The 15879-nt window shown below is 34.6% G+C and carries 15 protein-coding genes, 2 pseudogenes and 2 riboswitches; of the genes and pseudogenes, 15 read left to right on the top strand and 2 right to left on the bottom strand.

Annotation, left to right across the window (positions count from 1 at the left end; all coding sequences use genetic code 11):
* Positions 1-13: 13 nt before the first annotated feature.
* Positions 14-703: a VC0807 family protein gene (locus NYE67_RS10210; RefSeq protein ID WP_340729956.1), complete on the bottom strand. Its 690-nt coding sequence runs from the start codon at positions 701-703 to the stop codon at positions 14-16.
* Between the two features lie 545 nt (positions 704-1248).
* Positions 1249-2442, bottom strand: a complete 1194-nt coding sequence (locus NYE67_RS10205; RefSeq protein WP_340729955.1) for a transglutaminase-like domain-containing protein — start codon at positions 2440-2442, stop codon at positions 1249-1251.
* Between the two features lie 200 nt (positions 2443-2642).
* Positions 2643-2777, top strand: a riboswitch (FMN riboswitch).
* Between the two features lie 99 nt (positions 2778-2876).
* A riboswitch (FMN riboswitch) is annotated at positions 2877-3011 on the top strand.
* Between the two features lie 120 nt (positions 3012-3131).
* Between NYE67_RS10205 and ribE the strand changes: the two genes are divergently transcribed.
* The 15 genes and pseudogenes from ribE to NYE67_RS10135 all read left to right on the top strand — a co-directional run bounded on the left by ribE (position 3132) and on the right by NYE67_RS10135 (position 15635).
* Complete coding sequence (ribE, locus tag NYE67_RS10200) at positions 3132-3767, top strand: riboflavin synthase (protein ID WP_340729954.1); 636 nt, start codon at positions 3132-3134, stop codon at positions 3765-3767.
* Positions 3768-3780: 13 nt separating this feature from the next.
* Positions 3781-4389, top strand: a pseudogene (gene ribB / locus NYE67_RS10195) (3,4-dihydroxy-2-butanone-4-phosphate synthase); the annotation flags it as partial.
* Positions 4390-4407: 18 nt separating this feature from the next.
* The gene (ribH, locus tag NYE67_RS10190; RefSeq protein ID WP_340729952.1) at positions 4408-4872 is read left to right on the top strand and encodes a 6,7-dimethyl-8-ribityllumazine synthase; all 465 of its coding nucleotides are present in this window, start codon (positions 4408-4410) and stop codon (positions 4870-4872) included.
* 160 nt (positions 4873-5032) lie between these two features.
* The gene (locus NYE67_RS10185) at positions 5033-5239 is read left to right on the top strand and encodes a spore coat protein (RefSeq protein ID WP_340729951.1); all 207 of its coding nucleotides are present in this window, start codon (positions 5033-5035) and stop codon (positions 5237-5239) included.
* 17 nt (positions 5240-5256) lie between these two features.
* The gene (locus NYE67_RS10180; RefSeq protein ID WP_339212256.1) at positions 5257-5565 is read left to right on the top strand and encodes a spore coat protein; all 309 of its coding nucleotides are present in this window, start codon (positions 5257-5259) and stop codon (positions 5563-5565) included.
* Between the two features lie 976 nt (positions 5566-6541).
* Positions 6542-7003, top strand: coding sequence for a hypothetical protein (locus tag NYE67_RS10175; RefSeq protein ID WP_340728047.1), 462 nt, complete (start codon positions 6542-6544; stop codon positions 7001-7003).
* Between the two features lie 206 nt (positions 7004-7209).
* Positions 7210-7719 (top strand): hypothetical protein, encoded by a 510-nt coding sequence (locus NYE67_RS10170; RefSeq protein ID WP_339212250.1) that lies wholly within the window; start codon positions 7210-7212, stop codon positions 7717-7719.
* Between the two features lie 220 nt (positions 7720-7939).
* Complete coding sequence (locus NYE67_RS10165; protein ID WP_339212248.1) at positions 7940-8779, top strand: methyl-accepting chemotaxis protein; 840 nt, start codon at positions 7940-7942, stop codon at positions 8777-8779.
* 573 nt (positions 8780-9352) lie between these two features.
* Positions 9353-10834: a spore germination protein gene (locus NYE67_RS10160; protein ID WP_340729950.1), complete on the top strand. Its 1482-nt coding sequence runs from the start codon at positions 9353-9355 to the stop codon at positions 10832-10834.
* A gap of 4 nt (positions 10835-10838) precedes the next feature.
* Positions 10839-11957, top strand: a complete 1119-nt coding sequence (locus NYE67_RS10155; RefSeq protein WP_340729949.1) for a GerAB/ArcD/ProY family transporter — start codon at positions 10839-10841, stop codon at positions 11955-11957.
* 46 nt (positions 11958-12003) lie between these two features.
* Positions 12004-13047, top strand: coding sequence for a Ger(x)C family spore germination protein (locus tag NYE67_RS10150; RefSeq protein WP_340729948.1), 1044 nt, complete (start codon positions 12004-12006; stop codon positions 13045-13047).
* 293 nt (positions 13048-13340) lie between these two features.
* Positions 13341-13449: pseudogene (locus NYE67_RS20785) on the top strand (hypothetical protein); the annotation flags it as partial.
* Positions 13450-13653, top strand: coding sequence for a hypothetical protein (locus tag NYE67_RS10145; RefSeq protein WP_445683389.1), 204 nt, complete (start codon positions 13450-13452; stop codon positions 13651-13653).
* A gap of 544 nt (positions 13654-14197) precedes the next feature.
* Positions 14198-14704, top strand: a complete 507-nt coding sequence (locus NYE67_RS10140) for an RNA polymerase sigma factor (RefSeq protein WP_340729947.1) — start codon at positions 14198-14200, stop codon at positions 14702-14704.
* Positions 14697-15635 carry an anti sigma factor C-terminal domain-containing protein gene (locus NYE67_RS10135; protein ID WP_340729946.1) on the top strand — a complete coding sequence of 313 codons (939 nt, stop codon included), beginning with the start codon at positions 14697-14699 and terminating at the stop codon, positions 15633-15635. Before NYE67_RS10140 ends, NYE67_RS10135 begins: the two co-directional genes overlap by 8 nt.
* The last annotated feature ends 244 nt before the right edge of the window (positions 15636-15879 follow it).

The following is a 15879-nucleotide window of genomic DNA, read 5'->3' as shown; positions in this document are numbered from 1 at the left end:
ACTCCTCGTTTTGCTATACTGATTCCGTTACTACTTCCGAACTTTTTGTCTCTGGTTGATTATTTTCCTGAGATTGTTTTGTATGTTTTTGTATAACGTTATTAATATTAAAGAAAAGTCCCATTACGATAATGGAAAATATCCAGCCCGCTACTTTTTTATAGATGAGCATGTCCCCATATCCATCAATACCATATTTATTTAGCAAAAATGCCGTTAACCCTGCCATAACAAGACCCCGAATAATAAACACCGCTTGGATGATTTGGAACCATTGGAAAATACCCTTTTGAAAAAATAAAGTTTTGCTGTCTTTTCGGTCATAGCCCTGCAAATATGCAAAATCTATCGCAATATATAATGAAAAAGGCTGCTTTATGATGAATAGAATACAGTATATAAAAGTATAAAAAAGACTTAAATAAATGCCATTTATAATCATTTGCTGCGCTGAACCTGATAATAAATCCACAGTTGTACCAATTAGCATCGAGCTTAAAATAAATAATCCCGTTATATTAAATTGTCTATCCACAATAAAGCGGTAAAGGGTATAAAGAATTCCAGGAACGGTGGAAAGCAGCATCGCAACATAATCCCCTAAAGGTTCCCTACCAAAATTCCAAATAATATAGGGTAAAGCCGCATAAAACAGCAGCTCAAGTAGAATAGAATTTTTATTCGACTGTGGTTTTTTTGCCATAGAATCCTCCATATATATCAAATGTAATTACAATTATAAGGCCCATCACCATAACATGGGGTTGCTTTTCTAATAAAATTTCACTTGATTGATTGGTGGGCTACGGCAAGACAGCGCTAAAACCACGTGATACGTGTCTTTATCACTGCCTTTATTGCCGTTTGCGAGGCCCACCAATCCCAAAATTTTGCCCTCTTTATAAAGTGAAGTAAAAAACACCCAATCAAGCCGCTTGCGCTATCGCGAGGCGGCGGAGAGCGGTAATGCTATGTTTTATCTCTTCATTTTTGCAGAAATTCACTTTATGCCAAGTAGAGTGACGCGGAGCGGAGGGTGAGCCGTCAAAACACTTGCTTCAACGCGTTTTCCCCGTAGCGTAGCAGAACGGACTTAATTAGAAAATATTATTTTTCGATTTTGTCATCCCCAACTTATACTGATGAACCAATTATAAACCTAATTGTAATAAAATGGATTATTTTATTTCCTGAGAAATTGAATGAAAATTAAGAAAATAGGTAGGTGAGTTATTTGCAATCCTGCAATTAAACTAACTTTGATAAATTAGCGACTAAAGGCAATAAAAAGTACAGTGCAACAACCGTGTAAAATAAGGCTCTTTCTCTTCTGGCTATAAATGAAATACATATAACAATAACCGAACCAGCTGTTAATGCAGAAAAGAAAGGACTGCTTAACAGAAAGCTAAATATAATAGAAATAAAGAAAACGAAATAGGAAAAGCTTTTTAATTTTGAAAAGAACCCTAGAGCGCCGGTTTCTGTAATTTTCCATTGACCTAAATAATTATGCTGATTTTTATTAGGTTTTATCGATAAATTCTCCTGGTCAAACCGCACGTAGATCGGCTGCATGTATGGTACACATCCTTCTACTGCCTCGTAGCCCCAATAAAAAGGCTGACCGTCAATTTGAAAAGGCACAATGGGAGGATATTTCGAATCGACTATAGTTTGTTTATCCAGATCATTATATTTAGGGGAAAGATACAGCTCTGCATCATAGGAAAAAACAACTCGCTGCTGTTCTAATTGCCCGAAATATGCGGTCCATTTTAATGTTCGGACATTACTGAATAAAAATTGGGTTTTTTTCTTCTTTTGAATATAGGCCATGCTGCAATCGACTGGAATCCAGCCCGTTTGTTCATCAAAAAATTCGTTCCACACATGTGCATTCATCTTGCTGTTTGCCCAACTGCCTACAAGGGATCTGCACGGGATACCAATAGAACGGCAAAGGGAAGAAAACATAAAAGCATACTCGCCACAATCACCTTGCTTCGCCTCTAAAAAAGACTTGATGCCTCTCCCCTTAGGCGGGTACATATATTTAAAATGATTGACTACATAATGGAAAATGGCCTTTGCTTTTTCCATTGTCGTTACAGCGCCAGCCGTTATTTCATGTGCTAAATTTCTCATCTGTTCATCCACAACAACAAGTGTGCCGCTGCGCAAATAAAATGCCTTTTCTTTATCCGTAAGCATTTTTTGTTCACTTTGTTTATACGTATCGACGGAATAGTTCATTTGAAATTGTTCATTTTCCTTTAAAGTAAAATAAAAGAGTTCATTGTTTCCGTCATCAATTACTTTTTCTTCAGGGGAATGAGTACAAGTCACGCCAGGGTGATCCATCGGTAAAGTAGTCCATATCCTTGTTATGCCTTTATTTGAGTTATGATACGAATATGCTATGTTGACAATATTTTTCATTATAGACACCTTTTCTTTTCCTAGTTTTTAAAATATTCTGGATATTTTTATATACGGATGCCCACCTTAAAAGTTTCATTTTTATTAACGGAATAACAAGTTAGTAGAGGTATATGGAATGAGGCTTATGGAAGCAAGAAGGTCCGAAATGACTATTAGTATTCTAAATAATCTATGTTACAATAATTTTCAAATAAAATAATTTCCTTCGGGGTCGGGTGAAATTCCCAATCGACGGTGATGAGTTTATCTCTAAGCCCGTGAGCCGCTTTTTGCGTGCAGGATTTGGTGCAAGTCCAAAGCCGACAGTATAGTCTGGATGGGAGAAGGAATAGCAACGCATTTTTAAAAATTTGATTTGAAATGTGATTTTTTGCTATACACTTTTCCCGTCGCGCCAAGTGATGGGATTTTTTTATTGAAAATTTTATATGAATTTCCTTCGGGGTCGGGTGAAATTCCCAATCGACGGTGATGAGTTTATCTCTAAGCCCGTGAGCCGCTTTTTGTGTGCAGGATTTGGTGCAAGTCCAAAGCCGACAGTATAGTCTGGATGGGAGAAGGAAGCAATGTCATGCGTTTTTTGAAATTTGTGTTCAAAAGGCTTATTTGATGCTGCTAAATTTCCCTCTCATCGAACTCCGAATTCAATCGGGGTTCTTTTTTTACTTTTAAAAGAGGTGAGTAGGATGTTTACAGGAATTATTGAAGAGTTAGGAACTGTGGAGCAGATTATTCAGTCCACACAAACGATGGAATTAGCCATTCGTGCAAGTAAAATTTTAGAAGATGTAAAGCTTGGAGACAGCATTGCGGTGAATGGAGTTTGTTTAACGGTGAAAAAATTTACGTCCAATTCATTTTTTGCAGATGTGATGCCTGAAACTGTTAAAGCAACAAGCCTGCAACAATTGACTGTAGGTATGCATGTCAATTTGGAACGGGCAATGCTGGCGAACGGCCGTTTTGGCGGACATATTGTATCTGGTCATGTTGATGGTATCGCAATCATACAGCGGAAAAGACCTGTTGCAAACGCGGTTTATGTAGATTTAGCGATGGACCGTACTTTAGTTGCACAGTGTATCGAAAAAGGTTCTATAACAGTTGATGGCATAAGCTTAACGATTTTTAATATGACAGATACACTCGTTACCATTTCCTTAATCCCTCATACGTACGAACAGACTGTGTTGGGCTATAAAAAGGCCGGGGATGTTGTGAATATTGAAACAGATTTGATCGGGAAATATGTGAAAAAGCATTTACAAAATCAAACGGCAAGTACGATTACAAAGGATTTACTGCAACGTACAGGGTTTTAAAGGAGTGGGAAAGATGAATACGATAGACGAAGCAATTCAAGCATTAAAAAATGGTGAAATTATTATTGTAGCCGACGATGAAGATCGAGAAAACGAGGGTGACTTTCTCGTTTTGGGCGAATTTGCAACACCGGAAAATATTAACTTTATGGCCCTTCATGGCAGAGGATTAATATGTACACCTATATCTCCAGCCATCGCTGAAAAACTATGTCTTCATCCAATGGTCCAAAGTAATACAGATACATATCAAACGGCTTTTACGATTAGTATCGATCATATTCAAACAACGACAGGAATTAGTGCATTTGAACGTTCAGCAACGATCTTGGCATTACTTGATCCAGCAGCGAAGCCAGAACATTTCCATCGTCCTGGACATGTTTTTCCACTCATTGCAAAACAAGGAGGCGTCATAGAGCGCCGTGGTCATACAGAGGCAGGGGTAGATCTTGCCAAATTATGCGGGTCGATGGAAGCGGCGGTCATCTGTGAAATTATGAATGAAGATGGTTCAATGGCGCGGATGCCACAGCTTGAAAAACTCGCACTAAAACATCAGCTGAAATTTATTACGATAGAAGATTTAGTTCAATATATAAAAATAAACACAATGTTGGTATAAGAAGGAGCATATGAAATGGGTAAAACATTTGAAGCGCAATTAGTAGGTACAGATTTAAAAATCGGAATCGTTGTCGGCCGGTTCAATGAATTTATTAATGATAAATTATTAAGCGGTGCAATTGATGGATTAAAAAGACACGGTGTAAATGAAGATAATATTGATACTGCATGGGTACCGGGTGCATTTGAAGTACCGTTTGTAGCGAAAAAAATGGCTGAAACCAATAGTTATGATGCAGTTATCGGATTAGGAACTGTCATTCGCGGATCTACAACACATTATGATTATGTATGCAATGAAGCAGCTAAAGGAATTGCAAAAGCGGGCTTGGATACAGGGGTACCGGTTATTTTCGGCATTGTCACAACTGAAAATATTGAGCAGGCGATTGAGCGCGCAGGGACAAAAGCGGGGAATAAAGGCTATGACAGTGCGATGTCTGCTATAGAAATGGCGAATTTAAATAAGATGTTTTAATTTCATAAATAAAGGGCTTTTCGGAAAAGATTCATTCAAATTTTCGAAAAGCCCTTTTTCCTTTTATGCATTTCTTACATAGCTTCATCAATCCATTGTGATTATTTTTTTGCCAGTTGGGTAAATAACTGTGAACACTTATGGAAGAGGAGGTATTATAATGGCCGCTAAAAAGGAACTAGCTTTACATGAGCAACTTGAAGTCCATGAAGTACTGATTTTTAAAACGAATTGTGTGACAAAAGGGAAAATGTTTGTTGATTTTGTGCAGGATGCAAAATTAAAGGAAATTCTTGAAGAAGACTTAGAACTTTCGGTTAAGGCGATTAAGGATTTAAAAAAAGTGCTTGCTGACGCAAGTAAATAATACGTGAGGTGAAAAAAATGGCGACAAAAAAATCAGAAACTCAAACTGAAGAGCTAAATGTATCAATCATTGATGATATGGCAATTGCGACAGATTTACTACTTACATCGAAAGCTGCTGTCAGAAGTTTAGCAGTAGCTATTACAGAAACTGCGACACCTTCTGTAAAAAAACTATTACGCCGTGAGCTTGATAATGCGATTGACACACATGATAAAATTGCGCAGTATATGATTAAAAATGAAATGTATCATGCCTATGATTTACAAGAGCAGATGGAGCATGATCTGGAAAAAGCGGATATTGCTTTAAAATTAGCGAAATAATAGTTCAAAGCGGCTGAAGTTTAATCAGCCGTTTTCTTCAACGTAATATTACCGTATCGATTAACATTCCTGCCGTATACGCAAATTTGATTTGTAAACGTTATTTAGAATGATTCTGTATGCTTTATCAATCTTTTATTGGAAGCTTAGACAACAATAAATTGATTAGGAAACCACTGATAGTAAATATAATCGTCCCGATCAACACCTTTACTAATGACACCTCGATATCCACAATATGATCAGTCTCCTGTGTTATTTCAAGTACTGTCCACCAGTTATCGATTGAGGATTCATATATGGCAAAGTATAACCATATTAAAAAACAGAAGGATACAAATATAAAAATCCCCATTTTTTTATTCATAACACACCTCCTATACAACTTTTCGCAAAATCAGAATGTTATACCCATTTAATCTTTCTGATATTTTTTATTCTGAATAGCAAAGAAAATCCAAATCATTACTAAGAAACTAGCAATTCCATTTATCGAAGAAAAATTTATTTTAAATATCCACCTAATTATGTCTTGGCTAATTATAGATATTAGTGTCAAAACGCTGACTAATAGCAAGGAGTGTAATATTAATTTTGGGAAACGTATTTGAGAAAGTCGTGGGAAATTCATTATATTATCACCTAGTATTGAAGAATTCTAATAATTCAATTATACACTTTATTAGTAAGGGCGCCTCTATTATTGTGAGTTATTTTATTCCGAGCAGGTGACATATTGCATGAATTTTAGTGTGGTCTTTAATAAAGATTGATAATTAATCTGTAAGGATTACAATTTTCTTATTCCACAAACGGGCCATTATCTTGAATAACGCCTAATAAGAAAAACTGGATATTTATGTTAATATATAGAGGGTCTTGTGAATAAGTGAACTTAAACTAAGCAGGTTAGGTTGAAAAAGCGTCCAATTGATAGGGGGATTTAGTATCAGTGAAGAAGTTAAAATATCTGAGTTTGATTCCATTATTCTATTTTGTCTTAATCCTTTCAGGTTGTAATGAGCGTGTAGACAATTATTACTTGTCGTTAATGGGTGAAAGTGATAATTGGAGTTTAACAAACTATGAAATTGTTCTAACTCAAGAGGACTTTAAAGCAGGTAACGGAACATTAAGAATCAAAGATGAGAATGAATATATGACAGATTGGTTTGAGTTTATTACCCATGTAGTTATTAACAATAAAGATACAGTAGTTCATCACAATATGGAAAGTGGCCCAGGTACAGATTTAACAGAAAAATCGACTGGAGCAATTGAAGGGCCAGCGTACTTTAATGAAAATAAAGCCCCGATAACAATTGAGCAAGTTGATAGCATCTATATGATTGTTAAATGGAAGGATAATAATAACAAAGTTGAAGAGAGAATCGATTTATATAACAAGATAAATAAAGAACATTCTTTCTTAAACTAACGAGAGATTTTAGTTGAATAACAAACTTCCACAATCGGGCGCAATTCTTTAATAAGGATCACACCACTTTTCATTAAAGGGCCATATTGTTGAATAACATTTATATAGGGTAGTGTCTGAATAGATTAAAATTTCGCCGATAAGAAATATGTTAATAAGCAAGATGGCACCATGGTAAGCTATTTTTAAAGGGGGAGTTTAATTAAGTGAAAAGAAAATTATTTTTCAGACTTTCAATAGGTTTGAACATATTACTCGTGGCAATTGTAGCTTGGGGAATTATAAAGATGAACTTCGTAAAGGAGCAAGTTGTTGTTACAGAAGTCCAAAGTAATTTAGTAGAGTTGGAAGGCTTGATCGCTAACCAGATGGAAGATAATTGGTCTGAACCTAATTTGGTTACAACTGAATTAGGCGATGTATTAAACGGTATTTGGCTTGGAATGACAACTGGCAAGCAATTGGGAACGCTTTCTAAAAGTGAAAAGGAAATTCTTGAACATTTATATTTCAAGTTAAACCAATTTCCAACTGATGAATTATATAGATTTGCTGATTTAACCGTAGAAGATAAGCGGAACTTTGAAAACTTAAGGGAAGCACTTCGTGAAGTTGGATTAGGATTACGTATTACTAGAAGTGCCAATATGAATTCTTTTATGAGCCAAGCAGAAGCGTTAAATAATAAAATTGAATCCCCATTAGTTCCAAAATGACAGTTTGTTAACCAACACCCCCAAATAATTGAAAGTGGGGTGTTTGCGATAAACTCACTAACTCAACCCATGCTCCCCAGAATATTATTTTATAGGACCTATGTAGCATATATTTTAAAACCGTGTTATGTTATTTAAAGAAATACAATAATTACAAGCAGCGTGTTTTTCAAAAGCATTGACAAGATGAAAATTAGCAATTACTCAAAGGAGAACAACAATGTATAAACTCAATTCAAACACAGCTATTCATCCGACGTTACAAAACTATTTAGATGTCTTACCTTTATTCCATTCGATGTTACCAGACTTAGCTATCGGATTAACTGATACAGAAGAATGGATCGCTTACTTTCCAGGGCGAAAAATAGATATAGGAGCGAGACCAGGTACTAAAATAAATCCACAAGAACCTCTAGCAGATTGTATTAAAAACAACAAATTAATACAGGATGAAGTTCCACCGGAGTTCTTTGGACTTCCTTTTACCGGCATAGCTGCACCTATATTAGATAATGGTCAGGTAATTGGAGCACTAGCGATTCAATTACAAAAACAAAATGAAAAACAACTTAGAGCGATTTCAGATGAGATTGTACAATCACTTGAAAAAGCTAATAACCGTGTTGTATCAATCACAGATAGCTCAGAAGGTCTCTCAAAAATCAGTGATAAATTGTTAGAACAATCCACTCATGCAATGGAAGAAGTGAAAAATACAGATGAAGTATTAAATTTCATTAAGAGAGTTGCTGATCAAACAAACCTTTTAGGGTTAAATGCCGCTATTGAAGCAGCAAGGGCAGGGGATAAAGGTCTTGGCTTCACAGTAGTTGCTAATGAAATAAGAAAACTTTCTTTTGAAACCGTTTCTTCAACAGAAAAAATAAGACAAACACTAACGAACATCCAAAATTCCGTGAACGAGATTACAGCTTCTATTCAAGAGGTTGTCGTTGTTGGACGTGAACAAGCATCCTCTACTGACGAAATTTCAAACATTATGACTAAGATTGAATCTATGAGTAAAGAGTTAAACAAGTATGCTTCCGAATTATAAAAATTAGGAACGTTAAAAATATACATATAATATGGATTTCCATAAATATAAGCGAAGTAGTACCTTAAACAAGGGGCTACTTCGCTTTTAACTTAATTATTATGAATCCTCAATATTGGGGATATTTAACTATGGTAAGAGAGTGGATTTTTAATAAAGATTGATAATTAATAATTAAGTTCGATCATTTATAATAAAGTTCTTATTCAACAAACGGGCCATATTGTTGAATAACATTCTTAATATTTAATATTCCGCGTTTCACAAGGTATAAACCGTCACAGCGGTAGTAGTGTACCGCCTCCCATATAAGGAAGACCATTGTTGAGTCAACGTTTCTCCCTGTTTTCTCACTTGATATAAACAATATGTAATATATTTCCGATAAATCGTTATTCAACTTAAATTGTTTCAAATCCTGCTATATCTTTGTTATTCATCTCAAATTTAACTCTCTGGCTAGTACTTGGGGTCCCGTACTCCTCTACTTGTTACGTATATTTTAAAATTAAATGGCTAATAATGTGTATGAATATGGAATATTTAAGTACGACTAGAGTTTAGAAGGGTGGGATGTACGTGTTTTGGAAAAAAAAACAAATTGAAAGTAAGCTTGTTGCTCAATCAATAACTGAATCAGAATTATCGATAGAAGCTCTAAAAAAAAGCCTCGTTCAAATGGATGATGCAGAATTTTTGGAAATTGACATTTCCGATATTCGAAAAATTCATCTTGTTTACATACGAACTCTCATTGATCAAGAGAAATTAACTGAAAGCATTATAAAACCTTTAACTAATTGTTCTAAACCGTCTATTCAAGATTGCATTGTGAATTCTTCAATTATTCACATTCCTATTATTATAGAGGCAATAAAACAGTTATTTTCAGGGTCCATTTTGTTATTTGATTCTTCGCAAAACCTTTGGTTAGCTGTGCCATTAAAAAATCCTCTTGGACGTGCCATAGAAACTTCCGAAACAGAAACCATCCTGTTCGGAGCAAAGGACAGCTTTAGTGAACAAGTAGAACAAAATATTACGCTTATTCGAAGACGACTCCCCATACATGAGCTGAAAGCAGAGAAGTTTACTGTCGGTTCTATGAGTGAGACAAGTGTTGTTTTAATGTACATAGAGGGGCTGACTAACCCAGATTTTGTTTCAACAGTCAAAGAGAAGATTTCTGAAATTAATTTTGATCTCTTCTTTGACTCTTCTCAAATTGCGGCATTCATGGAGGAACATCAAAATAGTATTTTCCCTCAGTTTCAGCAAACTGACCGACCTGATGTAGTTGCTTATTCTCTGGGATTAGGAAAGATCACCCTTCTGGTAGACAATACACCATTTGCTCTTGTTGCACCTATTACTTTTTTCCATTTGTTCCAATCACCCGAGGACTATATTAATCGATGGGTAGTTGCCAGTTTTTTGCGCATCATCCGATATGTCAGTTTTGTTCTGTCAATTACATTGATTCCTTTCTATGTGGCATTGACAACTCATCACTATCAAATGATTCCTATACAAACCCTTCTGGTCTTGGTCGACTCAAGGAGCAAGCTTCCTTTCACTCCTTTTTGGGAAGCATTTATAATGTTAATTTTTATTGAAATCATAAGAGAAGCAAGTTTAAGGATGCCTACAAAAACAGGTCAAACACTAGGGGTTATTGGTGGTATTGTAGTTGGTCAAGCGGCTGTTGAGGCTGGTTTCGCTAGTAACGTATTAATTGTCATGGTTGGGATCTCGACGATAGCTTCCTTTCTTATTCCCAATTACCTTATGACAAAAGCAAATTCATTAATGCAATTGATGCTTCTTGTTTTTTCTTCTTTATTTGGGTTAATTGGGATTGCGCTGGGGATTATTGCTATTTTAGCCCATCTTAATAGCTTGTCTTCAATCAAGCAACCCTATTTTTCACCCGTTTCCCCTTTCTTTAGAAAGGATTGGATTGACTTATTCATTCGAGGACCCTTAGTCAAAATGTTGGAACGTCCAGAGCATCTTAAACCTCTAAAACTGAAGAGATATAAAAATAGGAGATGACTTGATGGAAACCCACCAATTATTTAAAAAGAATGTAACCTATAATGGGCTCTATGCCATGTTGTTGGTAAATCGCCTCCAAATGCTATACTTTTTTCTTATTATGCCAAATATCTTGATCCATCCATATATGATTTGGGTGCTTATAGCTGTCGGGATATTATCCCAACTAAACCTTCTTCTTTTATCTAAGTGGCTTTCATCCCGATTATCTAGCATTGGATATAATGGATTTGTCCAATTGTTTGGAAAAAAACTGGTACGGTTTCTCTCTTTCATCGGATTGTTCTTTATTCTACTTAAACTTTCCGTCATAACCTTAGGATTCAGCGAAATTGTTCAAACATTTATGCTTCCATCAACAGATACAAATTTTCTTGTCTTTTTTATTTTGTTGTTCTGTTTTTATGTCGCAGCTAAGGGCATTGAACATACCATTCGTTTTGTGTTAATTTCTTTTTTTAGTACATTTTGGATGATTACATTTTTCATTTTTTTCTTCTTTCCTCCAATAGCTCAACTCAGTGATTTGTATCCACTTATTCCAATGGAGTGGAAAGTAGAAAATTGGAAGGCTTTTTTTTTAATTTTGTCTTCCTATTCTGGTCCGGAATTTCTGGTATTTTTGGGACCTTGGCTTAAAACAAACAATAAAACCTTTCGCTATTTGTCATACGGCAACGCTCTCACCGTTGTAGAGTATGTATTCCTATTTATGGCATCCCTACTTTATTTCGGTTCCAATTATTTAAGTAAAAGTCAATATCCAATTATTAATATGGCCCGTTATTTTCAAAACCCAGTGTTTGAACGAATTGATATGATCATGCTTTCCTTTGAATTATTTAACTTAGTTTTTGCGGTTTCTCTATTCATACTATTGTTTTATGGAGCATCTAAAATAGCTTTAGGTAAAATGAACAAACCGTCCAGTGGAAAAGGTTTATTATTCAGTGTATTCATTATTTTTATCGGAATGGTTCTTTTGAATGAATTATTTTGGAAACCCTGGGAGAAGCAGAACTTTTTACTTAATCTTCAAATTATAGCTGGAAGCATAAGCTATTTTCTTGTTCCACTTGTTATTGTTTTAGTAATGAAGAAAAAACAGGGGGTTAAATAATATGTGTCTTTATAAAAAGATATTTAAAAGATTGATACTCCTTTGTATGACATTATGGTTAGCTGGCTGTGCCCCTTTTACCGAAAATAACCTTATTGAAGAGATTTCTCCCATTACTTTTTTGGCAATTAGTAAGGGGGATAATGGGAAATTAAAAGTCAGTACAATTTTGCCTTCTCTAAGTAAAAAAAATAAGAATATTATGTCGCAAGAAGTCAGCTTATTAAAGGAGGGAGTGCAGAAGTACAACTTAAACTTCTACCAGGAAGTTAAATCCGGACAAATGCGGATGCTGTTAATTAGTGATGAACTTGCAAAAGAGGGGATTATGTCCATTATAAATGTAATATTGACTGATCCCGATATTCCTTTGAGAATTTATTTAGTTATCGTAAAAGGAAATTTTGAAAAATACTTAGAAAGTCAATTGGACAAAGATGAAAACTTTGATTACTCGTTTTATCGAATGCTGAAGCATTATGAGGAAAAAAGCCAAGGAGAATTAACTGTCATTAATCTTCATCAATTTAAGCATTTGCTCTATTCTCCTTATTCAGATCCTTTCTTGCCTGTATTCAAAATACAAGAGGATGGGGTCAACTATGAAGGTACAGCCTTGTTTCAAGATGACAAGCTAGTTGAAACGATTTCATCTTTTGATGATCGTATCTTCCAGTTGATAAACAACCATCACTACTTAGACATTTTACCGATTTCAGAACTTGAAGTTGTACTGGGTCATGTTAGATCTAAAATAATAGTAGATATCGATAGTAGCTACGCTACAATGACCTATACCTTGAATATAGATACTAGGATTGAGGAATACCGGGGAGAGAAGCAATTATTTGACCCAAAGGAGTTAGAAAATATGAAAGAAGATATCGAAACCCATCTTGAAAAACAAACACATGAACTATTTAAAAACATGCAAGAATTGAGAGTGGATCCATTACAGCTTGGCGTAAAAACAAAAAGACCTTTCTCAAAACCAATGGAAGAAAAAAAATGGATTGAATTGTTTGAGGAGATGGACATTAAAGTAAAATACAATATAAATATTGATCCTTTGACGGATGCAAATTCATAAAGGTAAGACCTTTAATTTTTCCTATTGAATAACTTATAACTTAAACAAAATGCCCTAGAATCTAACGATTTTAGGGCATTTTATTCACAATCTATCACTTTTTGTAATTTGGAAGAAACCCATTAGATATTGAATTGAAAAAGTTATCTAAAGAAAGAGAAGAATTGAAGAAGAAAGTTGAAATGAACGATCCCGAATCATTAGAAAGTGTATTTAATATTATTCAGTAAAACCTTAATCAAACAACGGAATACTATACAATTAATAAGAGTCAAGCTAGAAAGAGTTTTGGTATGAGCCTGACAGCTATAATAGGAGGGTTCATAACAATTCTATTAGGAATCGCTTGTTTATTTTGATGATAATTTATCCATTTCGGTTATCTCTATAGCTTCTGGTATATTGCTTGAATTTATTGGTGCAATGTATTTTGTTGTATATAATAAAAGTTTAAAACAACTTAATTTTTTCTATAGTAAATTAGAAAAAGTACAAGATACGATGATTGCTATTGAATTAACAAACTCTATTAATGACGAACCTAAAAAAGTAGAATTTCAAGAAAAAATCGTTATAAATTTAATAGAAAGAAGTAGTAGAGAGTAAAAAAGTATTGGCAGACTTTTGGCAGTAAGTTGGCACACTTTTTCAAAATGAACATGTTATTAGGGTAATATGCAATATTCATCAAACAACATAACGACAGACGATGTGGCTCAAGCTGCGTCATCTTTTTTGTTGCAATTATTATTCTATAAAAATAAAAGTGGGTCCTTCTGGAGAGATTTGAAAAGCCTGCGGGTCTCGCGATGCCCAGAAACGGTCTAGATATATGCCGGAAAATAACGTTCCTTCCACCGGGCTACCGAAATCAAAGTTATGTGAGAAATGAGGTGTAAGGTGCAGAAGGAGAAATTAAAATTAAAGTTCATCGATATTCCATTTAGGGTGTAATTTTCCTAATATAAAATTTAATACTCCTAAATTTCACTATGAACGAAACGAGGTAAGCATATGATTTAGAACTTTCTCTACTTCATCTGCTTTCTATGTAATGGTACTTCCATTTGCTAAAAATCTTTTAATTTTCTTGTAAACTTTTTAATGGAAAGAGACTCTTTATAAGTGAGGGCTTTAGAAAGGAGTGCCTATGGATTCGCATCTTTTGTTGGAAATATACAAGAAGCAAGCAAAGATGATTTATTTCTTTTTAAAAAAGAACGGGTGTAGTCATGAAGATGCAGAAGATATTGTTCAAGAGAGCTATACGAAATTCATTGCTTATAGCAGTGGTGTTCCTTCCGATAAAGCACTTTCCTATATTTTTACGATTTCCATGAATGAATTTAAAAAACTGTTAAGGAAGCAGGGCAAGGAACAATCCATTTCAATAAACAATGATCATTTCTGGAACAATTTTGCTGATGAGCAAGATACGGAATTGGTTGTATTAACGATAGAAATGAATCATCAAATCAAACTTGTTTTAAAACATATTCAAGAAATCTTTAAGCAGCTTTTACTATTAAAATATGAGCTGGAACTTAGTTATAAAGAGATTGCTTTGCTACTCGGCATGAAGGAAGAAACGGTCAGAACTTATTTATTTCGAGCAAGAAAAGAATTTCAAAAGAAGTGGAGGGAGCTATATGAATGATTTTTCAAATGATCTTTTTGATGAAGAGAAAATCAAGAAAGCAGTAAGAAGAGGGAAATTGAAGACAACCATAACGGTCATTATTATTTCTATCGTGGTATTCGTCGTTTTAAACATAGCCAATTCTATAATTTCGGCAAACTATAGTGAAAAGGCATTTAAGCAGTGGGATGCTTATGTCCGTCTCAGTACGCCAAACGGTTACATAAGTGGAACCGTAGACTCCAAAGGTTTTTTTGGTGGAGTAAGCAACTATGAAATTTCGAAAGACTTTAAAATCAAATCGGTTGTAATCGAACGAAAACAATACTCATTTGGTCTTTTTCCATCTATTTTAACATCAAGATACTCGGGTGGCAAAATAGGGATTACAGGTGAAGATTGGCAATTTGGCTATAAAAAAAATGGTTGGCGAGAAGTGATGTTTTTTCATCCGAATGTATCTTATAAAAAATATAAAGATGATGAAGAACAGATAGAGCTTATGCAAGGCGATATAATTTATGAAGTGGCACTTTCCTTTGAACGGCCATACAAACCAAGAGAAATTTTCGTACAGCTCCCCGAAATGACATGGTTTTGGGTAGATACTTATAGTAGTGAGCAATTAAACGAGTTTCAACAAGAAGCAAAAGAAGACGATTGGTCTTCAACATTTATTAGGGAGTATGAGGCTCTAGGTTTCTCGATAAACAGGCCTTATATTTCAATCCATGATTTAGAAGGTGACTATCAAGAATTTTTAGAATTACTGCAAATGAGTATTTCCTCTGATCATCTAAATGCTTTTAACAAGATGAAAGATGTCAAGTTAGAGGATATAGAAATATTAGGGGTGGTCGTTTATGGGACGAAAGAAGAAATAGTAGAAATTTTAAAAGAGCCGTTTATAAGAGCTTCATCAATAGGTGGAGTCATTGAGAATTATTAGTTGAGTGAATTTCTCAAAATAAGTTTATTCATTATAGGACCAATTAATTTAACAATATTTTTATGAAATAGCGTCAGAAAAGATGCAGATATATAGAAACATGATCTACCATGTTTTTTATGCAAACTTTTGATTCAACTGTTTGTCTTCCTGGATATAAAATTGTATAAATAAAGATACACTAAAAAATCGACAAACGCTGTTACTTCAACGTTTGTCGATTATTCAGACCCTTCGTTTGTTT

This window comes from Solibacillus sp. FSL W8-0474 (assembly GCF_038004065.1).
GTDB lineage: Bacteria > Bacillota > Bacilli > Bacillales_A > Planococcaceae > Solibacillus > Solibacillus faecavium.
Note: the sequence above shows the minus strand (reverse complement) of the source record. Positions and strands in the feature narration are given on the sequence as shown.